This window comes from Streptomyces sp. NPDC058637, from assembly GCF_042717325.1.
Classification (GTDB): Bacteria; Actinomycetota; Actinomycetes; order Streptomycetales; family Streptomycetaceae; genus Streptomyces.
In genome coordinates this window covers 34307-54404 of sequence record NZ_JBHXRD010000045.1, presented here as the reverse complement: position 1 = coordinate 54404, position 20098 = coordinate 34307, and the positions used below count along the sequence as shown (strand labels likewise).

At 69.7% G+C, this 20098-nt stretch carries 13 protein-coding genes and 1 tRNA gene; 12 read left to right on the top strand and 2 right to left on the bottom strand.

The window, feature by feature from the left end; genetic code table 11:
• Positions 1 to 258 precede the first annotated feature (258 nt).
• Positions 259 to 331 (top strand) — tRNA-Thr (locus tag ACFWVP_RS31890).
• A 448-nt stretch (positions 332 to 779) separates the two neighbouring features.
• On the opposite strand, the gene ACFWVP_RS31885 is transcribed toward ACFWVP_RS31890, so the two are convergent.
• Complete coding sequence (locus ACFWVP_RS31885; protein ID WP_384501459.1) at positions 780 to 3407, bottom strand: SpoIIE family protein phosphatase; 2628 nt, start codon at positions 3405 to 3407, stop codon at positions 780 to 782.
• A gap of 403 nt (positions 3408 to 3810) precedes the next feature.
• On the opposite strand from ACFWVP_RS31885, the gene ACFWVP_RS31880 reads away from it, so the two are divergent.
• The 11 genes from ACFWVP_RS31880 to ACFWVP_RS31830 all read left to right on the top strand — a co-directional run bounded on the left by ACFWVP_RS31880 (position 3811) and on the right by ACFWVP_RS31830 (position 19015).
• On the top strand, positions 3811 to 9243 hold the full coding sequence (locus tag ACFWVP_RS31880) for a HAMP domain-containing protein (RefSeq protein ID WP_384501458.1): 5433 nt from the start codon (positions 3811 to 3813) through the stop codon (positions 9241 to 9243).
• A gap of 244 nt (positions 9244 to 9487) precedes the next feature.
• The gene (locus tag ACFWVP_RS31875) at positions 9488 to 10168 is read left to right on the top strand and encodes a two-component system response regulator (protein WP_384501457.1); all 681 of its coding nucleotides are present in this window, start codon (positions 9488 to 9490) and stop codon (positions 10166 to 10168) included.
• A 132-nt stretch (positions 10169 to 10300) separates the two neighbouring features.
• Positions 10301 to 13066, top strand: a complete 2766-nt coding sequence (locus tag ACFWVP_RS31870; protein WP_384501456.1) for a DNA translocase FtsK — start codon at positions 10301 to 10303, stop codon at positions 13064 to 13066.
• A 213-nt stretch (positions 13067 to 13279) separates the two neighbouring features.
• Complete coding sequence (locus ACFWVP_RS31865; RefSeq protein WP_384501455.1) at positions 13280 to 14080, top strand: helix-turn-helix domain-containing protein; 801 nt, start codon at positions 13280 to 13282, stop codon at positions 14078 to 14080.
• 159 nt (positions 14081 to 14239) lie between these two features.
• Positions 14240 to 15718, top strand: coding sequence for a 30S ribosomal protein S12 methylthiotransferase RimO (rimO, locus tag ACFWVP_RS31860; protein WP_361900777.1), 1479 nt, complete (start codon positions 14240 to 14242; stop codon positions 15716 to 15718).
• Positions 15715 to 16530: a CDP-diacylglycerol--glycerol-3-phosphate 3-phosphatidyltransferase gene (gene pgsA, locus ACFWVP_RS31855; RefSeq protein ID WP_384501454.1), complete on the top strand. Its 816-nt coding sequence runs from the start codon at positions 15715 to 15717 to the stop codon at positions 16528 to 16530. The genes rimO and pgsA overlap by 4 nt, the downstream gene beginning before the upstream one ends.
• Complete coding sequence (locus tag ACFWVP_RS31850) at positions 16527 to 17039, top strand: CinA family protein (protein ID WP_384501453.1); 513 nt, start codon at positions 16527 to 16529, stop codon at positions 17037 to 17039. The genes pgsA and ACFWVP_RS31850 overlap by 4 nt, the downstream gene beginning before the upstream one ends.
• A gap of 109 nt (positions 17040 to 17148) precedes the next feature.
• On the top strand, positions 17149 to 17532 hold the full coding sequence (locus ACFWVP_RS31845; RefSeq protein ID WP_384501452.1) for a helix-turn-helix domain-containing protein: 384 nt from the start codon (positions 17149 to 17151) through the stop codon (positions 17530 to 17532).
• Between the two features lie 225 nt (positions 17533 to 17757).
• Entirely contained in the window at positions 17758 to 18228 is a 471-nt protein-coding gene (locus ACFWVP_RS31840) for a Dps family protein (protein WP_384501451.1), read from the top strand.
• Between the two features lie 77 nt (positions 18229 to 18305).
• Positions 18306 to 18497: a CsbD family protein gene (locus ACFWVP_RS31835; RefSeq protein WP_384501450.1), complete on the top strand. Its 192-nt coding sequence runs from the start codon at positions 18306 to 18308 to the stop codon at positions 18495 to 18497.
• A 290-nt stretch (positions 18498 to 18787) separates the two neighbouring features.
• A complete protein-coding gene (locus ACFWVP_RS31830; RefSeq protein ID WP_384501462.1) occupies positions 18788 to 19015 on the top strand; it encodes a hypothetical protein in 228 nt (75 codons plus the stop codon).
• 168 nt (positions 19016 to 19183) lie between these two features.
• Here ACFWVP_RS31830 and ACFWVP_RS31825 read toward each other — a convergent pair whose 3' ends face one another.
• On the bottom strand, positions 19184 to 19990 hold the full coding sequence (locus ACFWVP_RS31825; protein WP_384501449.1) for an Fpg/Nei family DNA glycosylase: 807 nt from the start codon (positions 19988 to 19990) through the stop codon (positions 19184 to 19186).
• Positions 19991 to 20098: the final 108 nt, after the last annotated feature.

The window sequence follows — 20098 nt, the reverse complement described above, 5'->3', positions numbered from 1 at the left end:
GGACCCTGTGGGAGAGTAGGACGCCGCCGAACAATTATTCCGGGAAAGCCCCGTGCCCTTGTGGCACGGGGCTTTTCTGCGTTCACGACCCGTTCACCCTCCCGTGTCGTCCGCGTACCTCGCACGTGCCCGGGTGGGGGGCGTGAGGTACACGTGAGGCGCCGGCGACACGGCGGGAGATTCCTCGAACAGAAGGTTTTGAGTACCCCCGGATTCAGGGTATGCTTTAGCTCGTTGCCGCAGGGCGACAGGTAACAGGCCCCAATAGCTCAGTCGGTAGAGCGTCTCCATGGTAAGGAGAAGGTCTGCGGTTCGATTCCGCATTGGGGCTCAGCAAGAAGAAAGGCCCCCGCCAGAGGCGGGGGCCTTTCTCGTGTCCGGACGGGACACCGGCTCCCGATACCGCATGGCTCTGGTCTGCGATCAGCCCGACAGGGCCCGGCACCTCTACGAGGAGATGACTGGGGCCCCTCTGGTCTGCGCTGATTTCAGCGCCACACCCGGGCCCGGCGCAGCACCCCCCGCAGTGGGAACTCGGCGCCGGCGTCGCTGATCCGGAGAACGTCGTCGCCCGCGCACACTTTCTCGACCGCGAGCTGATCACCTGGTCGGACGAGGCCGGTCGTCGTGTCGCGCGGTTGAGCAGCCCGGAGGGACTGAACCTTATAGGTGCGCCAGTTGGAGCAGTAGTCCGGTTCCCGAGCACACGGTACCGGTCGAGAACCGGGCGACCCTCGGCCCGGGACATCCGGGCGGGCGAACCCGTGCGGTTCACAGCACTAGAATTTCTGCGGCTCCGGGACGCGCATCGCCAGGATCGCCATGTCGTCCGAGGCGGGCTCCGCGGCGAAACGCTCGACCGCCCGCAGGATACGTCCCGCGACCGCGCCGGCCGTCAGGCCCGTACACATGGCGAGGACGTCGGCCAGGCCGTCGTCACCCAACATGCGGGCCCCCTCGCGCCGTTCGGTGACTCCGTCGGTGACGCAGAGGAGGACGTCACCCGGATCGAGGGTGACCTCCTGCTCGTACAGCTCCAGGTCCTCGATCACGCCGAGCAGCGGCTGCGGTTCCGCCGCCGCCTCCACGGTGCCGTCCTGGCGCAGACGCAGCGGGAGAGGGTGCCCCGCACACACCACCTTGAGGAGGGCACTGCCGTCCTCCTGGGGCCACAACTCCCCGTACAGCAGCGTGAGGAAGCGGCTGCGGGCGCCCTCGTCGAGGATGGCGGCGTTCAGCCGTTCCAGCACCGCCGGGCCGCCGAAGCCCTCCCGGGCCAGCAGACGCAGGGCATGCCGGGCGAGGCCCGTGACGGCCGCGGCCTCCGGACCCGTACCGCAGACGTCGCCGATGGCGAAGCCGAAGGCACCGTCGCGGATCGGGAACACGTCGTAGAAGTCGCCGCCGACCTCGTTGCCCTCGCCCGCCGCCCGGTAGATGACCTCGATCTCGACATTCGGCACATCGGGCAGGCCCGGCGGCAGCAGGCTGCGCTGGAGGGACTGGCTGATGGCCGTGCGCTCCGAGTACAGGCGGGCGTTGTCCAGGGCCAGGGCGGCCCGTCGGGACAGGTCCTCGGCCAGTTCCAGGATCTCCTGGCGGAAGTGGTCGTCGGACGGCTTCCCGAGCGTCAGCATGCCGATCACGCGGTTCCTCGCGACGAGCGGCAGGACCACCGTCTCGCCACCCACCGCGGCCGCTGTCGCCAGCGTCGTGCGGGTCGCCGCACCCATGCTCAGAGGCGCGTCCCGGCTCAGCGTGCGTGTGGACACCCGCAGGGCCGCCTGCTGACCCGCGGCGGCCGGGGCAGGCCAGATGCGGGCGCCCGGGGCCGGGACGGGGTCCGGCGGGTCGATGGAGGACAGCAGGGCCTTCAGGCCGTCGATACGCTCCTCGTCCTCGTGCAGGACGTACGAGAGGTAGGGCTCCGAGAACTGGTCGGCGATCGTGTACACGGCACACCAGGTGGCCAGCGTGGGCACGGTCATCTGTGCCATCAGCGCCAGGGTCTGATCCCTGTCCAGGGTGCCGGCCAGCAGGTCCGAGGCCTCCACCAGGAAGGACAGCGAACCGCGGCGCAGCCGCTCCAGCTCACCGAGCCTGGCCGACTCGACGGCCAGCGCGATGCGGTCGGCCGCGAACTGGAGGCGCAGGGCCTCCTCGTTCGAATACCGCCCCGCCGCCTCCGTGGCGACTCCCAGGGAGCCCGTGAGCCGGCCCTCGACCTTGAGGGGGACCGTGACGACCGAACGCATTCCCGTGTCGCTGAGCAGTGGCACGGCGCCGGGTACGGCCGTCAGGTCCTCGTGGACCGCCGGCATCCGGGCGGAGCCGTAGCGGCCCGTTCCCGCCTCGACGGGGACCCTGGCGAAACGCTGACGGGCCGAGGGCAGACCGGTCGTCGCCCGGACCTCCAGCTCCGTCTCGTCGTCCGTGGCCAGCAGCAGGAACGCGGCGTCGGCGTCGAGCATGTCGCGTGCCCGTTCGACCGTGCGCTGCAGCAGGCCGTCGAGGTCGTCCGGGGCGGGAGAGCCGATGAACACCTCGAACGGGTCCGTCGTGCGGCTCTCGACCGAGGAGTCGGAAACGGGGGCACGCACCGGGCTCTGCAGCACCGCGCGCTCGTAATCACGTACGAGGAGGCAGACCGTGGACGGCTCGCCCCCGGTGTCGCGGACCCTGAGGTGCGACGCGTACACCGCGATGACCCGGCCGTCGGCGCCGCGGATGCCGTAGCTGCCCTCCCAGCGGGAGAGCCGCAGGGCGTCGGCGACGCCGGTGTTCGTGCCGGGGGTGTGCGGCCAGGCCGCGATGTCCGTGAGCTGCTTGCCGGTGACCTGGTCCGCCGGGTACCCGAAGAGGAAGGCCGCGTCGTCGTTCCACGCGGCGATGGAACCCGAACTGTCGATCTGGACGACGGCCACCCGTACCCGCTCGTCGGTGACCGGGAGCAGCGCGGTGGGCAGGACCGGTCCCGCGGAACGGATGCCCACCGGGCGGTCCGGAAGATCGAGCTGGAACCAGACGTGTTTGCGCGTGGGGGAGTACTCGACACCCCAGCGCGAAGCGAGCGCCGCGCAGAGCAGCAGACCACGGCCGCCCTCCCGGTCCGGGCTGCCGAAGTCCAGACCGGAGTTCTGCAGCGGGATCTCCCGCTCCGGATAGTGGTCGGCGACCTCGACGCGTACGCCGTCCTCGGTGCGCAGACACAGCACATCGGCGGCCGTGCCCGCGTGCACGACCGCATTGGTCACGAGTTCGCTGGTCAGGACGACGGCGTCGTCGACGACATCGGTGTAGCCCCACCCCTGGAGGGTGTCCCGGACGAACGCGCGGGCGGTCGCGACCGAGCGTCCGACCGGATCGAAGGTGGCAGCCGCGCGCGCGGTGATCACAGCACTCCCCATATGGTGTCTCGTCGCTTCCCCGAGTCGTGTGCCCGTTTCTCGCCGCTTCGATTCGCCTGCCAGGCTAGACGCTCGCCGGGTGTCCCGGGTACACGAGGGCGGACTTGGGCGCACAGGCCCTACGGTGGTTGTCCGCGGGCGCACGACCATGGGGTCTCCCCGGTGAGGGAAATGGGGCGACCCTGGGACCTCGCACCCCGTCCGGTTCCCGCCTGGTACGTTTCAACGATTTGACGTTCGCATAGTCACCCGTCGACGGTGTGCTGTGGCGGTGAGCCGAAGTGGAAGTGGGCAAGCTTCCGACAACGGCCCGAGCGATACGGTCAAGCCCTGCGGGAGGGACACGGTGGAGTCTGGCGTGGCGGCGCGGGGTTCAGGAACGCGCACAAAAGGCGGACAGCCCGTGAAGAATCAGCGCAATGGGACCATCGACGTGGACGCGGCAGCTCTGAACAGACTGCTCGCGGCTCTCGTGGCGATGCGTGACGGCAATTTCCGTAGACGGCTCACCGTCTCGGGCGACGGCGTGCTCACGGAGATCGCGGCGGTCTTCAACGAGGTGGCCGACCGCAATCTGCATCTGACGGGCGAGCTCGCCCGGGTGCGCCGTGTGGTCGGGCGTGAGGGAAAGCTCACGGAGCGCCTGGAGACCGGCGCCTGCGAGGGCTCCTGGGCAGCCGCCATCGATGCCTCCAACGAGCTCGTCGACGACCTGGCGCGCCCGGTGTCCGAGGTCGGACGGGTGCTCTCCGCCGTCGCCGACGGTGATCTCGAGCAGCGCATGGAACTGCGGTCGCACACTGCGGACGAGACGGTACGGCCGCTGCGCGGCGAGTTCCTGAGGGTCGCCCGTACGGTCAACAACCTGGTCGACCAGCTCTCCGCGTTCACCGAGCAGGTGACCCGGGTCGCGGTCGAGGTCGGCACCGAGGGCAAGCTCGGCGGGCAGGCGCAGGTACGTGGCATGTCCGGGTCGTGGAAAGACCTCACGGACTCCGTCAACACCATGGCGTACCGGCTGACGGCGCAGGTCCGTGACATCGCCCTGGTGACGACGGCGGTCGCCAAGGGGGACCTGTCGCGGAAGGTCACCGTCCATGTGGCCGGCGAGATGCTCCAGCTGAAGAACACCGTCAACACGATGGTCGACCAGCTGTCCTCGTTCTCCTCCGAGGTGACCCGGGTCGCCCGCGAGGTGGGTACGGAGGGCGAGCTCGGCGGTCAGGCGACGGTGCCCGGAGTGGCCGGGGTCTGGAAGGACCTCACCGACTCCGTCAACACGATGGCGGGCAACCTCACCTCCCAGGTGCGCGGCATCGCCGAGGTGACGACGGCGGTCGCCAACGGCGACCTGTCCCAGAAGGTCACGGTGAGCGCGCGCGGCGAGGTCGCGCAGCTCGCCGAGACGATCAACCAGATGACCGAGACGCTGCGTACCTTCGCGGACGAAGTGACGCGTGTGGCCAGCGAGGTCGGCGGCGAGGGACTGCTCGGCGGCCAGGCCCAGGTACCCGGCGCGGCCGGCACCTGGAAGGACCTCACCGACTCGGTGAACACGGTCTTCCGGAACCTGACGACGCAGGTGCGGGACATCGCGCAGGTGACGACGGCTGTGGCCAGCGGTGACATGACGCAGAAGGTCACCGTCGACGTGGCCGGTGAGATGCTGGAGCTGAAGAACACCGTCAACACGATGGTGGACCAGCTCCAGGCCTTCGGTTCGGAGGTGACCCGCGTCGCGCGCGAGGTAGGCGTCGAGGGCCGGCTCGGCGGGCAGGCGGAGGTGCCGGGCGCGGCGGGGACGTGGAAGGACCTCACCGACTCGGTGAACACCGCCTTCCGGAACCTGACGGGCCAGGTCCGTGACATCGCGCAGGTGACGACGGCGGTCGCCAACGGCGACCTGTCGCAGAAGGTCACGGTCGACGTGGCCGGCGAGATGCTGGAGCTGAAGAACACCGTCAACACGATGGTGGCGCAGCTGTCGAACTTCGCCGACCAGGTGACGCGGATGGCACGTGACGTGGGCACCGAGGGCCGCCTCGGCGGCCAGGCGCGGGTCGACGGCGTCTCCGGCACGTGGAAGGAACTCACCGACTCCGTCAACTTCATGGCGGGGAACCTGACCTCCCAGGTGCGTCAGATCGCCCAGGTGACCACGGCGGTGGCGCGGGGTGACCTGTCGCAGAAGATCGACGTGGACGCCCGGGGCGAGATCCTGGAACTGAAGAACACCATCAACACGATGGTCGACCAGCTCTCCGCGTTCGCCGACCAGGTGACCCGGGTGGCCCGCGAGGTGGGCACCGACGGGCGGCTCGGCGGCCAGGCGCAGGTTCCCGGCGTGGCCGGTGTGTGGCGTGACCTGACCGACTCGGTGAACGGCATGGCGGGGAACCTCACCGCTCAGGTCCGCAACATCGCGCAGGTCGCCACGGCGGTGGCGCGGGGTGACCTGTCGCAGAAGATCGACGTGGACGCCCGGGGCGAGATCCTGGAGCTGAAGAACACCCTCAACACGATGGTCGACCAGCTGTCGAACTTCGCGGAGCAGGTGACCAGGGTCTCCCGCGAGGTGGGCACGGAAGGCATGCTCGGCGGCCAGGCGGAGGTGCAGGGCGTCTCCGGTACGTGGAAGGACCTCACCCAGTCCGTCAACGGCATGGCGAACAACCTCACCCTCCAGGTGCGCAACATCGCCGAGGTGACCACCGCGGTCGCCAAGGGCGATCTCTCCAAGAAGATCACCGTCGACGCCAAGGGCGAGATCCTCGAACTGGTGACGACGGTCAACACGATGGTCGACCAGCTGCTCAACTTCGCCGACGAGGTGACGAGGGTGGCGCGCGAGGTCGGCACCGAGGGCATCCTCGGCGGTCAGGCCCGGGTGCGCGGTGCGACGGGCATCTGGAAGGACCTCAGCGACAACGTCAACCTGATGGCCAACAACCTGACCAGTCAGGTGCGCAACATCTCCCGGGTCTCGTCCGCGGTCGCCAACGGTGATCTGACGAAGAAGGTCACCGTGGAGGCGCGCGGCGAGGTCGCCGAGCTCGCCGACACCGTCAACACGATGGTGACGACCCTGTCCTCGTTCGCCGACGAGGTCACCCGGGTGGCGCGCGAGGTGGGCACCGAGGGCGAACTGGGCGGCCAGGCACGGGTGCCCGGAGTCTCCGGCACCTGGAAGGACCTCACCGAGTCGGTGAACTCGATGGCGTCCAACCTGACCGGTCAGGTGCGCCAGATCGCCACCGTCACCACGGCCATCGCCAAGGGCGACCTCACCAAGAAGATCGACATCGACGCGCGCGGCGAGATCCTGGAGCTGAAGAACACCATCAACACGATGGTGGCGCAGCTGTCGAACTTCGCCGACCAGGTGACCCGGGTGGCCCGCGAGGTGGGCACCGAGGGGCAGCTGGGCGGCCAGGCCCGGGTGCGGGACGTCGACGGGACCTGGCGCGACCTCACCGAGTCGGTGAACGAGATGGCCGGGAACCTGACCCGTCAGGTGCGTGCCATCGCCGCGGTCGCCACCGCGGTGACCCGGGGCGATCTCAACCTCAAGATCGACGTCGACGCGGCCGGTGAGATCCAGGTGCTGCAGGACAACATCAACACGATGATCGCCAACCTGCGCGACACCACCCTGACCAACAAGGAACAGGACTGGCTCAAGGGCAACCTCGCCCGGATCTCCGGCCTGATGCAGGGTCGCCGTGACCTGGACGACGTCGCCTCGCTGATCATGAGCGAGCTGACTCCCGTCGTCTCGGCCCAGCACGGCGCCTTCTTCCTGGCCATGACGACGGGCGACACCGACGAGGTGGGGGCCGAAGGCGGCAAGGACAGCTCGTACGAGCTGCGCATGCGCGGCAGTTACGGCTACTCCGCGGGCTCCATGCCGACCTCCTTCCGGCCCGGCGAGACGCTCATCGGCACGGCGGCCGAGGAGAAGCGGACCATCCAGGTGGACAACGTGCCGCCGGGATACCTGAAGATCTCCTCCGGACTCGGCGAGGCGCCGCCCGCACATGTGATCGTGCTGCCGGTGCTCTTCGAGGGCAAGGTCCTCGGCGTGATCGAGCTGGCCTCGTTCCAGCCGTTCACGCACATCCAGCGGGACTTCCTCAACCAGCTCGCCGAGATGATCGCGACGAGTGTCAACACCATCAGCGTCAACACCAAGACCGAGAAGCTCCTGGAGCAGTCCCAGGAGCTCACCGAGCAGCTGCGCGACCGGTCCCAGGAGCTGGAGAACCGGCAGAAGGCACTCCAGGCCTCCAACGCCGAGCTGGAGGAGAAGGCCGAGCTGCTGGCGCAGCAGAACCGCGACATCGAGGTGAAGAACACCGAGATCGAGGAGGCCCGGCAGGTCCTGGAGGAACGCGCCGAACAGCTCGCGGTCTCGATGCGCTACAAGTCCGAGTTCCTGGCGAACATGTCGCACGAGCTGCGCACGCCGCTCAACTCGCTGCTGATCCTGGCCAAGCTGCTCGCGGACAACGCGGAGGGCAACCTCTCGCCGAAGCAGGTGGAGTTCGCCGAGACGATCCACGGGGCGGGTTCCGACCTGCTCCAGCTGATCAACGACATCCTCGACCTGTCCAAGGTCGAGGCGGGCAAGATGGACGTCAGTCCGACGCGGATCGCGCTGGTCCAGCTGGTCGACTACGTGGAGGCGACGTTCCGGCCGCTCACCGCGGAGAAGGGCCTCGACTTCTCCGTACGGGTGTCCCCGGAGCTGCCCGCCACGCTGCACACGGACGAGCAGCGACTGCTCCAGGTGCTGCGCAACCTGCTGTCCAACGCGGTGAAGTTCACCGACAGCGGCGCGGTGGAGCTGGTGATCCGGCCGGCCGGCGCCGATGTGCCGAACGCCATCAGGGAGCATCTGCTGGAGGCCGGTTCGCTGCGTGACGCGGACGGTGACCTGATCGCCTTCTCGGTCACCGACACCGGGATCGGCATCGCGTCCAGCAAGATGCTGGTGATCTTCGAGGCGTTCAAGCAGGCGGACGGCACGACCAGCCGCAAGTACGGGGGCACGGGACTCGGCCTCTCCATCAGCCGGGAGATCGCCCGTCTGCTGGGCGGAGAGATCCACGCGGCCAGCGAACCGGGACGGGGCTCGACGTTCACGCTGTACCTGCCGCTGCACCCGAGCGAGCTGCCGCCGCAGGGCTACCCGCAGATGGGACCCGGCCCCATCGAGATCCGCGGCGGTTCCGCCGAGGGCTCCCCGCGGTCGGAGACCTCGCAGCGGACCGGCTCCGAGCCGCCCCTGGGCGATCCGGCCAACTCCGCAGGGATCTTCCGGCGTCGCCGCAAGGCCCTGGGCACGGCGGCACAGCGCCCGGCCCTGGCGAACGGCAGGACCGACGAGGAGACCGCGGCGCCCCAGGAGTGGGTGCAGGCCGCGCAGGACGAGCAGGAGCCCCGCAGGACGTTCCGCTTCCACGGGGAGAAGGTGCTGATCGTCGACGACGACATCCGTAACGTCTTCGCCCTCACGAGCGTGCTGGAACAGCACGGACTGTCGGTGCTGTACGCGGAGAACGGGCGCGAGGGCATCGAAGTCCTTGAGCAGCACGACGATGTGACGATCGTACTGATGGACATCATGATGCCCGAGATGGACGGCTACGCCACGACGACGGCGATCCGACGGATGCCCCAGTTCGCGGGACTGCCGATCGTCGCGCTGACCGCGAAGGCGATGAAGGGTGACAGGGAGAAGGCGATCGACTGCGGTGCTTCCGATTACGTCACCAAGCCGGTCGATTCCGATCATCTGCTGTCGGTGATGGAGAACTGGATGCGCGGAGAGTGACCGGGCGGGCGGCACGCGGCCGGTCGTCGTCGGCCGACTGTCCCCGAAGGGGTGTGAGTGCGCGGGATCCGGGGAACCTTCTGGTCTCGCGCCGCGTTTCCGCTACGTGCACAGTGACATCGCGGTGACAGGGTGTGGTGACAGACGGGGTGCGGCTACCATGACCGGCACAAGGACGGACGGCGTAAGGGAGTCGTCCCCTGGGGCGGCACCCGGTGGGATTCCGGGGCGAGGAGGGCGGGCCATGATGCAGAAGGCCAAGATCCTCCTGGTCGATGACCGGCCGGAGAATCTGCTCGCGCTGGAGGCCATTCTCTCCGCGCTCGATCAGACACTGGTCCGGGCATCGTCAGGGGAGGAGGCGCTCAAAGCGCTGCTCACGGACGACTTCGCGGTCATTCTGCTGGATGTCCAGATGCCCGGCATGGACGGTTTCGAGACGGCCGCGCACATCAAGCGGCGGGAGCGGACCCGGGACATCCCGATCATCTTCCTCACCGCGATCAACCATGGTCCGCACCACACCTTCCGGGGTTATGCGGCAGGCGCGGTGGACTACATCTCGAAGCCCTTCGACCCCTGGGTGCTGCGCGCCAAGGTCTCGGTCTTCGTCGAGCTGTACATGAAGAACTGTCAGCTGCGTGAACAGGCGGCGCTGCTGCGGCTCCAGCTCGAAGGCGGTACGCACACCGGCTCCGCCGAGAAGGAGCCGGCGAGTCTGCTCGCCGAGCTCTCGGCCCGGCTCGCCGCGGTCGAGGAGCAGGCGGAGGCGCTCTCCAAACAGCTGGACGACGAATCGGCGGACGCCGCGGCCGTGGCGACCGCTGCCCACCTCGAACGCAAGCTCACCGGACTGCGCCGCGCGCTCGACGCGCTGGAGCCCGGTACGGGCGGTTCCGCGGCGGTCCTGCCCTCGCAGAGCTGAGCCCGTGGCGGTTGAGGACGCGTCAGTTCGACGCCCGTGCAACGTCAGTTCGGCGCCCGTACACGGCGACACGTACGGGTGAAGGCGTAGGCACACGTGTCCACCGCCGTCGACACCGGTAACCTCAGTCACATGGCCTCACGTACGTCCGGCAAGGGTTCCCAGGGCACGGCGGGCACCGCGAAGCGCGTCGGCCGTACCCAGGGACCGGCGAAGAAAGCCGCGCCCGCCAAGAAGACCGCGGTGAAGAAGACCGCTCCCGCGAAGAAGGCACCCGTCAGGAAGGCGGCGGGCAGGAAGCCCGTGCCCAAACCCGCGCCGTCCCCCACCGGGGGCGTCTACCGCCTGGTGCGTGCCCTCTGGCTGGGGACGGCACACGGCGTGGGCGCGGTGTTCCGTTCCATAGGGCGCGGCGCGAAGGGCCTCGATCCCGCGCACCGCAAGGACGGTCTCGCGCTGCTGCTCCTCGGCCTCGGACTGGTCGTCGCGGCGGGCACCTGGTCGCACCTCCAGGGCCCTGTCGGCGATCTCGTCGAGATGCTGGTCACCGGGGCGTTCGGCAGGCTCGATCTGCTCGTGCCGATACTGCTGGGCGCCGTCGCCGTCCGGCTGATCCTCTATCCGGAGAAGCCCGAGGCCAACGGCCGTATCGTCATCGGGCTCTCCGCCCTCGTCATCGGGATCCTCGGCCAGGTCCACATCGCCTGTGGATCGCCCGGCCGCGAGGACGGCACCGACGCCATGCAGGACGCCGGCGGACTGATCGGCTGGGCCGCCTCCAAGCCGCTCGTCTTCACGATGGGCGAGGTGCTCGCCGTCCCGCTCCTCCTGCTGCTTACCGTCTTCGGGCTCCTTGTCGTCACGGCCACCCCGGTCAACGCCATTCCCCAGCGGCTGCGGCAGCTCGGCGTGCGGCTCGGCATCGTGGCCCCGGCACCCGAGCCCGGGGACCTCGACAGCGACGACGAGCGCTACGACGAGCAGTGGCGTGACGCACTGCCCGAGGGCTCGCGGCGGTCCGTGGCCCGCCGGCCGGGGAACGACGACGGGTACGACGCGGACCTCGCCGAAGGAGAGGCGCCGGCCAGGCGCCGCCGGCCGCGCAGGCCCTCCGCCCAGCCCGCGATGAACCGCACCATGGACGCGGTGGACGTGGCGGCAGCCGCCGCGGCCGCCCTCGACGGGGCGGTGCTCAACGGCATGCCGCCCTCGCCGGTCGTCGCCGACCTGACGCAGGGCGTATCCCCCGACCGGGAACGGAACGGGGCGCCGGTGCCCGGGGCGAGGACGGCCGAGAAGGCGGCCCCGGGAGCCCGGGGCACCGCAGAGTCCGCGTCCGGCGGCGTACCCGACCTGACGAAGCCCGCCCCCGAGCGTTCCCAGCCGCTGCCGGCCCGCGCCGAGCAGCTCCAGCTCTCCGGCGACATCACCTACGCCCTGCCGTCCCTCGACCTGCTGGAGCGCGGCGGGCCGGGCAAGACGCGCAGCGCGGCCAACGACGTGGTCGTCGCCTCACTGACGAACGTCTTCACGGAGTTCAAGGTCGACGCGGCCGTCACCGGCTTCACCCGCGGCCCGACGGTCACGCGGTACGAGGTGGAGCTCGGGCCGGCCGTCAAGGTCGAGCGGATCACCGCCCTCACCAAGAACATCGCGTACGCCGTCGCCAGTCCGGACGTACGGATCATCTCCCCGATCCCGGGCAAGTCCGCGGTCGGCATCGAGATCCCCAACTCCGACCGGGAGATGGTCAACCTCGGCGACGTCCTGCGCCTCGCGGACGCGGCGGAGGACGACCACCCGATGCTGGTGGCGCTCGGCAAGAACGTCGAGGGCGGCTACGAGATGGCCAACCTGGCGAAGATGCCGCACGTCCTGGTCGCGGGGGCCACCGGTTCCGGTAAGTCCTCCTGCATCAACTGCCTGATCACCTCGGTCATGGTGCGGGCGACCCCGGAGGACGTGCGGATGGTGCTCGTCGACCCCAAGCGCGTCGAGCTCACCGCGTACGAAGGCATCCCGCACCTGATCACACCGATCATCACCAATCCGAAGAAGGCCGCCGAGGCCCTCCAGTGGGTCGTACGGGAGATGGACCTGCGCTACGACGACCTCGCGGCGTTCGGGTACCGGCACATCGACGACTTCAACCACGCCGTGCGCAGCGGCAAGGCCAAGGCCCCCGAAGGCAGCGAGCGGGAGCTCAGCCCCTACCCGTACCTGCTGGTCATCGTCGACGAGCTCGCGGACCTGATGATGGTCGCGCCGCGCGACGTCGAGGACTCCATCGTCCGCATCACCCAGCTGGCGCGGGCCGCGGGCATCCACCTGGTGCTGGCCACGCAGCGGCCCTCGGTCGACGTCGTGACCGGTCTGATCAAGGCCAACGTGCCGTCCCGGCTGGCCTTCGCGACGTCCTCGCTCGCCGACAGCCGCGTCATCCTCGACCAGCCCGGCGCCGAGAAGCTCATCGGAAAGGGTGACGGGCTGTTCCTGCCGATGGGGGCGAACAAGCCGACCCGTATGCAGGGGGCCTTCGTCACCGAGGACGAGGTCGCGGCGATCGTCCAGCACTGCAAGGATCAGATGGCCCCGGTCTTCCGAGAGGACGTGGTCGTCGGCACCAAGCAGAAGAAGGAGATCGACGAGGACATCGGTGACGACCTCGATCTGCTCTGCCAGGCGGCGGAGCTCGTCGTCTCCACCCAGTTCGGCTCGACGTCCATGCTCCAGCGCAAGCTCCGGGTCGGCTTCGCCAAGGCCGGCCGGCTCATGGACCTGATGGAATCGCGCAACATCGTCGGCCCCAGCGAGGGCTCCAAGGCGCGCGACGTCCTGGTGAAACCGGACGAACTCGACGGGGTGTTGGCAGTGATGCGCGGGGAGACCGCTTCGTAGGAGTTTTGCGCGCAACCGTTTCGCCCGGTCGTACGTCAAGTTGAAGGGAGGAGCAGCGGGATGATCAGTTCCGCACTCCGTCCCCTGCCCTGCCCGAGGGGCTGTCCGGCGAACCCGATGGCGTACAAAGTCGTCCCTCCCGGTTGCCCCACCCTTTCGTACCACCCCTAGACTGAACATCCAGCAGGTGGCTCACGCTCGAAAGGCGCCCCCGTGTCCATCGGCAACTCCCCCGAAGACGACCGGCCTTCGATCGGTCGCGCTCTCCAGCAGGCTCGTATCGCCGCAGGTCTGACGGTCGAGGAAGTCAGCAGCTCCACCCGGGTGCGCATCCCCATCGTGCACGCGATCGAGACGGACGACTTCTCCCGCTGTGGCGGCGACGTGTACGCACGCGGACACATCCGCATGCTCGCCCACGCCGTCCTGCTCGACCCGGATCCGCTGATCGCGCAGTTCGACGCCGAACACGGCGGCCGTCCCGCGCCCACTCCCGCGGCGCCGCTGTTCGAGGCGGAACGGATCCGTTCCGAACCCCGTCGGCCCAACTGGACCGCGGCCATGGTCGCGGCGATCGTCGCCGTGGTCGGCTTCGTCGGCTTCACACTGTTCAACGGCACCGACGACGACTCCGGCGCGACCCAGGTCGCCGAAGGCCCGACATCCGACAGGACCACCCCCAAGCCCACCGCCACCAAGCCGGCCGATCCCAAGCCCGTGCCCTCCGAAAGCGCCATCGCCGCCGCCCCGCGTGACGAGGTGACGGTGAAGCTGAGCGCCACCGAGGGCAAGAGCTGGATCTCCGCCAAGGACCACAACGGACGGCTGCTCTTCGACGGGCTGCTGCTCCAGGGCGACACCAAGACCTTCCAGGACAAGGAGCGGGTCGACCTCGTCCTCGGAGACGCCGGAGCCATCGAGCTCTTCGTCAACGGCAAGAAGGTCGACGACCGGTTCGAGCCGGGACAGGTCGAACGCCTCTCGTACACGAAGGGCGACCCCGAGGTCGGCTGACCCCGCGTCCCAGGCACCTCTTTTCGGTGAGCGTCCGGCGGCCCTGCCGGGCGCTCACCGTTCCTGTTTTCCTACCGATTCACCGGGTGTCCGGTCACTCCCCGTAGCGATGAACCCTGCACGGCAGGACGTGGTCCGGGACAAAGTAGTCTTGAGTCCATGCCCGAACGCCGTACCGTCGCCCTTGTCACTCTTGGCTGCGCCCGTAACGAGGTGGACTCGGAGGAGCTCGCAGGCCGCTTGGCAGCGGACGGCTGGGATCTCGTCGAGAACGCCTCCGACGCGGATGTCGCCGTCGTCAACACCTGTGGATTCGTCGAAGCAGCCAAGAAGGACTCCGTCGACGCCCTGCTCGAAGCCAACGATCTGAAGGATCACGGCAGAACCCAGGCCGTCGTGGCCGTCGGCTGCATGGCCGAGCGCTACGGCAAGGACCTCGCCGAGGCGCTGCCGGAAGCGGACGGGGTCCTCGGATTCGACGACTACGCCGACATCTCCGACCGCCTGCAGACCATCCTCAACGGTGGCATCCACGCCTCCCACACCCCACGGGACCGGCGCAAGCTGCTCCCGATCAGCCCGGCCGAGCGGCAGGACGCCGCCGTCGCGCTGCCCGGGCACGCCCAGGAGATCGCCCCGGCCCCCGCGGACCTGCCGGACGGCGTCGCGCCGGTCTCCGGGCCGCGGGCACCGCTGCGCCGCAGGCTGGGCACCAGCCCGGTCGCCTCGGTGAAGCTCGCCTCCGGCTGCGACCGCCGTTGCTCCTTCTGCGCCATCCCGTCGTTCCGGGGTTCCTTCATCTCCCGGCGTCCCTCGGACGTCCTCGGGGAGACGCGCTGGCTCGCCGAGCAGGGCGTCAAGGAGGTCATGCTGGTCTCCGAGAACAACACGTCGTACGGCAAGGACCTCGGCGACATCAGGCTCCTGGAGACCCTGCTGCCCGAGCTGGCCGACGTGGACGGCATCGAGCGGATCCGCGTCAGCTACCTCCAGCCCGCCGAGATGCGCCCCGGGCTGATCGACGTCCTCACCTCGACCCCGAAGGTCGCCCCGTACTTCGACCTCTCCTTCCAGCACTCCGCCCCCGGGGTGCTGCGGGCGATGCGCCGGTTCGGCGACACGGACCGCTTCCTGGAGCTCCTGGACACCATCCGGGGCAAGGCGCCGCAGGCCGGTGCCCGGTCGAACTTCATCGTCGGCTTCCCGGGGGAGACCGAGGCGGATCTCGCCGAGCTCGAACGCTTCCTGACCGGAGCGCGCCTGGACGCCATCGGCGTCTTCGGGTACTCCGACGAGGAGGGCACCGAAGCCGTCGGTTACGAGAACAAGCTGGACGCCGACGTCATCGCCGAACGCCTCGCCCACATCTCGCAGCTGGCCGAGGAGCTCACCTCGCAGCGTGCCGAGGAGCGGGTCGGCGAGACCCTCCAGGTCCTCGTCGAGTCCGTGGAGTCCGACGAGGACGGGGAGGTCGCGGTGGGCCGCGCGGCCCACCAGGCGCCGGAAACGGACGGCCAGGTCGTCTTCACCACACGCGAGGGGCTCGTGCCGGGCCGTATGGTCGAGGCAAAGGCAGTGGGCACCGAGGGAGTGGACCTCGTGGCCGAACACCACGAGCTTGCGGAGGCAGCCAGATGACGGGAGCCCCGGCATCCGCGGCAGGCGGCTCCGGCGCGACGCCGGTACCCCGCGGCGACAAGCTGGGCGCGACGGCCGTCAACCAGGCCGGCCTGTGGAACATCGCCAACATCCTCACCATGGTGCGGCTGCTGCTGGTCCCGGGCTTTGTCATGCTGCTCCTGCACGACGGCGGTTACGACCCGGTCTGGCGTTCGTTCGCCTGGGCCGCCTTCGCCGTCGCGATGATCACCGACCTCTTCGACGGTCACCTCGCGCGCGCGTACAACCTGGTCACGGACTTCGGGAAGATCGCCGACCCGATCGCCGACAAGGCGATCATGGGCGCGGCGCTGATCAGCCTGTCCTGGCTCGGGGACCTGCCGTGGTGGATCACCGGCGTGATCCTCTTCAGGGAACTCGGCATCACGCTCATGCGGTTCTGGGTCATCCGGCACGCGGTGATCCCGGCCAGCCGGGGCGGCAAGCTGAAGACGCTGGCCCAGGGCACGGCCGTGGGCATGTACGTCCTGGTGCTGACCGGGCCGCTGGCCACCTTGCGCTTCTGGGTGATGATGGCGGCCGTCGTGCTCACGGTCGTCACGGGGCTCGACTACGTACGCCAGGCCGTCGTGCTGCGCCGCCTGGGCCTTGCCGCCGAGCGGGCCGCGGCCCTGGAGGCGGTCACGGCGGCTGCCGAGGCGGCCGGTGCGGGGCGGGCTGCCGGTGTGGGTGCCGGTGCGGGCAGGGTTCCCGGCGAAGGCGTCGCTGCGGGCGAGGGTGTCGTGGAGCCCGCCGCGGGGGCCAGAGGCGCGGCGGAGGCCGAGCGGTGACGTCCGGGGCGGCCCGGGTGCTGCGGCGGTTGCGGGAGCGCGGTGAGACGGTCGCCGTCGCCGAGTCCCTGACGGGCGGCCTGGTGGCCGCGGAGCTCACCTCGGTGCCCGGTGCCTCACAGTCCTTCCGCGGGTCCGTCACGGCGTACGCCACGCCCCTCAAGCGGGACCTGCTGGGTGTCGAGGGGGCCCTCCTCGCCGAGCGGGGGGCGGTCGACCCCGATGTCGCGCTCGCCATGGCTGCCGGTGTGCGACGGAACCTGGGCGCGGACTGGGGTGTGTCGACCACCGGTGTCGCGGGACCCGACGCGCAGGACGGCAAGGCCGTCGGGACGGTCTACGTGGCCGTTTCCGGGCCGGGCGGCGTAGAGAAAGTCGCCGAGCTGAGGTTGAACGGCGGGCGCGCGGACATCCGTGAAGAGAGTGTGCGGAGCGTCCTCGAGCTGCTCTCCGGCGAACTCCGCGAAAATGCGAGGGCACAGGATACGGAACAGAACGGGGGGAATTGATGTTTGCAGCCCTGAGTGAACACGACATCGCTCCCCGCACGGCCGCAGCGCAAGGCGGTACGGTGGGGCGTGAAGGATGCGGCTACGCGGTCCGAGGAGGGAGCCACCGATGATTCTGCTCCGTCGCCTGCTTGGTGACGTGCTGCGTCGGCAGCGCCAGCGCCAAGGCCGTACTCTGCGCGAAGTCTCCTCGTCCGCCCGAGTCTCGCTCGGCTATCTCTCCGAGGTGGAGCGGGGGCAGAAGGAGGCATCCTCCGAGCTGCTCTCCGCCATTTGCGACGCGCTTGACGTACGGATGTCCGAGCTCATGCGTGAAGTGAGCGATGAACTGTCCCTGGCCGAGCTGGCCGAGTCGGCAGCTGCCAGCGACCCGGTGCCTGTGCCGGTACGCCCGATGCTCAATTCGGTCTCCGTGACGTCGGTGGCAGGTGTGCCGACGGGACGGGTGACCATCAAGGTGCCCGCGGAAGCGGTGGATGTCGTCGCCGCCTGACCTGCGTGGTTCAAGGTGAACCGGAAGCCCCGGCCGGCCCCTTGTGGGCCGGCCGGGGCTTCCGGCATTCCGGGTGTGCGAAGCCGGTCGCCGGGCAGGCGTGAGGTGAGGCCGGGTGACGGACCTCGGGGAAGTCGCCCGAATGACTCTTTTGTGTTGTATGTGCCATCGTGGACGGGTGGTACCCGCACAACTGTCTGTACTGCTATCTGATCGGAGAAGTGCATGTCTGTCGTGAAGAGCCCACTGTCCGAAGGCGATCGCAAGGTCGTGGGAGACGCGCTCCAGGGCGCTCTGGTCGACCTGATCGACCTCTCCCTGGCGGCCAAGCAGGTCCACTGGAATGTGGTCGGTCCGCGGTTCCGGTCCGTGCACCTCCAGCTCGACGAGGTCGTGGACACGGCGCGGCAGCACTCGGACACGGTCGCGGAGAGGGCTTCCGCCGTCGGCGTCAACCCGGACGGGCGGTCCCGCACCCTGGCGAAGACGACGGCCATCGACTCCGTGCCCGACGGCTGGATCAAGGACGTGGACGCGGTACGCGCGCTCGTGGACGCCCTTCGTGTGGTCGTCGACCGGATGAGGGAGCGGATCGAGGCGACCGCCGAGCCGGACCCCATCAGCCAGGACATCCTGATCACGGTGACGGCGGACCTCGAGAAGCACGCCTGGATGTTCCAGGCGGAGAGCGCCTGACCGTTCTCCTGCCTGACCGTCCGACCACCTGACCACCTGACCAGCTGACCAGCTGACCAGCGAGCGAGGGGCCGAAGATGACCGACGACAAGGCCAAGGACAAGCTCAAGGGCAAGGCCAAGGAAGCGACCGGCAAGCTCACCGGTGACCGGCGCAAGGAGACCGAGGGTAAGACCGACCAGGCGAAGGCCAAGGCGGAGGGCGCTGCGGGCACGGCCGGTGAACGCGCCAAGGGCCTCAAGGACTCCCTGACCGACGACGGGCGTTAGGCCCGGGCCCCAGGGTCTTTCTCGGGCCTTCCGGCTTTCCCCGCCTGGCAGCGCGACTGCGTGCCCCCGCCGATTTCCCGTGGCGGGGGCACAGCCATGGGACGCGGGATGCAGGCGGAGCGGTCCCGGGGGAAACTGCGGGAAGGGCCGCGGTCCGCCCTTCCCCATGGCGGCCCCGGGAGAGAGCGCGCGTCTTCGGTCCGTTCGCGCCGCGCACGCCGGGCAATGCACCGATGCGCCCCTCCCGTCAGGAGATCGAGCCGTACCGGCGTCGGCCGGAGGAGGCAGGCATGGTGCGCCGATGGGTGCCGCTGCTCGTCCTCGGCGGCGTGTGGTGGTGGGCGGTCCTGCGGCTGCTGCTCGAGCCGGAACACGCCGGCCTCGTCGAGGGCGCCGTTGCAGCGGGCGGGTGGGGGCTGAGCCTGCTGCCCGTCCACGTGGCGTCGCTCGCACGGCCCGACCGCGAGCACGGGCACGGTGCCGACGGAGGATCCGGGACGGAGGCCCCTGATCCGTGACGGGTCCGCGCGCGGCCCTGATCTGTGTGCCCTGATCCGTGGCAGCCGGTCTCTGCGCGGCTCTGATCTGTGAGCAGGTTTCCGTGCGGACCCGAGGGGTGAGGCAGGTCTCTGATCGGTCCGATCCGTGGCAGGTGACCGAGGGGTGAGCGTTCCTCGAGGTGATCCTCAGCCGGTGGGGCCCGACTGGCACCGCGGACACCAGTAGGTGGGGCGGCCGTCCTGGTCCGCCGAGCGGATCGGCGTACGGCAGCGCAGGCAGGGGCGGTGGGTGCGGCCGTAGACGAAGAGCCGTTCGCGCGTGCCGCCCCGGGCGAGGGCGGCGGCGGGGCCCGTCGTGGTCCGGTTCGGGCGGTCGCGGTTGGCCTGCAGAAGCTGCTCGGCCGTGTCCACCAGGCGTGCGGCGAGCGGCAGTGGCAGGTCACCCACGGGCAGCCAGGGAGTGACCCGGGCGAGGAAACACAGCTCGCACTTGTAGACGTTGCCGATACCGGCCAGGTTGCGCTGGTCCAGCAGCGCCTCGCCCAGGGGGCGCGAGGGCTCCGCGAGCAGATTGCGCAGGGCGGTGTCCGGGTCCCAGCCGGGTCCCAGCAGATCGGGGCCGAGGTGGCCGACGACCCGCTCCTCGTCCTGGGTGCGGAGCAGCTCCAGAACGGGGAGGCGATAGCCGACGGCGGTGTGCTCCGCGGTGGCGAGCACCACCCGGATCTGATGGGCGGGGCCGCCTCGCCAGCGTTCGCCCGGCCGGTAGACACGCCAGGCGCCGTCCATCCGCAGATGGCTGTGGAGGGTCAGCCCGCCCTCGAAACGGGTCAGGAGGTGCTTGCCTCGTGCGGTGACGTCGAGGACGGTCCGGCCCGACAGGTCGGCCGTGGCGAACCGTGGCACCCGAAAGTCGGAGCGGGTCAGCACATGGCCCGCGAGCGCCGTGTCGAGACGCCTGGCGGTCTGCAGGACGGTGTCACCTTCGGGCATGTGTCCATGATGCGCGGCGCCCGGCCCGTACGGGACATGCGACAGCCCAGCGGGCAGCCTTACCGGACGGGACTTCGGCAGCCCACGAGCCGAGGTCCGTCCCCCGCG

Bases quoted from the DNA above. Each gene is read 5' to 3' on its own strand.
- ACFWVP_RS31885 (WP_384501459.1), bottom strand. From the start codon at position 3,407: ATGGGGAGTGCTGTGATCACCGCGCGCGCGGCTGCCACCTTCGATCCG.
- ACFWVP_RS31875 (WP_384501457.1), top strand. From the start codon at position 9,488: ATGATGCAGAAGGCCAAGATCCTCCTGGTCGATGACCGGCCGGAGAAT.
- ACFWVP_RS31870 (WP_384501456.1), top strand. From the start codon at position 10,301: ATGGCCTCACGTACGTCCGGCAAGGGTTCCCAGGGCACGGCGGGCACC.
- rimO (WP_361900777.1), top strand. From the start codon at position 14,240: ATGCCCGAACGCCGTACCGTCGCCCTTGTCACTCTTGGCTGCGCCCGT.
- pgsA (WP_384501454.1), top strand. From the start codon at position 15,715: ATGACGGGAGCCCCGGCATCCGCGGCAGGCGGCTCCGGCGCGACGCCG.
- ACFWVP_RS31845 (WP_384501452.1), top strand. From the start codon at position 17,149: ATGATTCTGCTCCGTCGCCTGCTTGGTGACGTGCTGCGTCGGCAGCGC.
- ACFWVP_RS31840 (WP_384501451.1), top strand. From the start codon at position 17,758: ATGTCTGTCGTGAAGAGCCCACTGTCCGAAGGCGATCGCAAGGTCGTG.
- ACFWVP_RS31835 (WP_384501450.1), top strand. From the start codon at position 18,306: ATGACCGACGACAAGGCCAAGGACAAGCTCAAGGGCAAGGCCAAGGAA.
- ACFWVP_RS31830 (WP_384501462.1), top strand. From the start codon at position 18,788: ATGGTGCGCCGATGGGTGCCGCTGCTCGTCCTCGGCGGCGTGTGGTGG.
- ACFWVP_RS31825 (WP_384501449.1), bottom strand. From the start codon at position 19,990: ATGCCCGAAGGTGACACCGTCCTGCAGACCGCCAGGCGTCTCGACACG.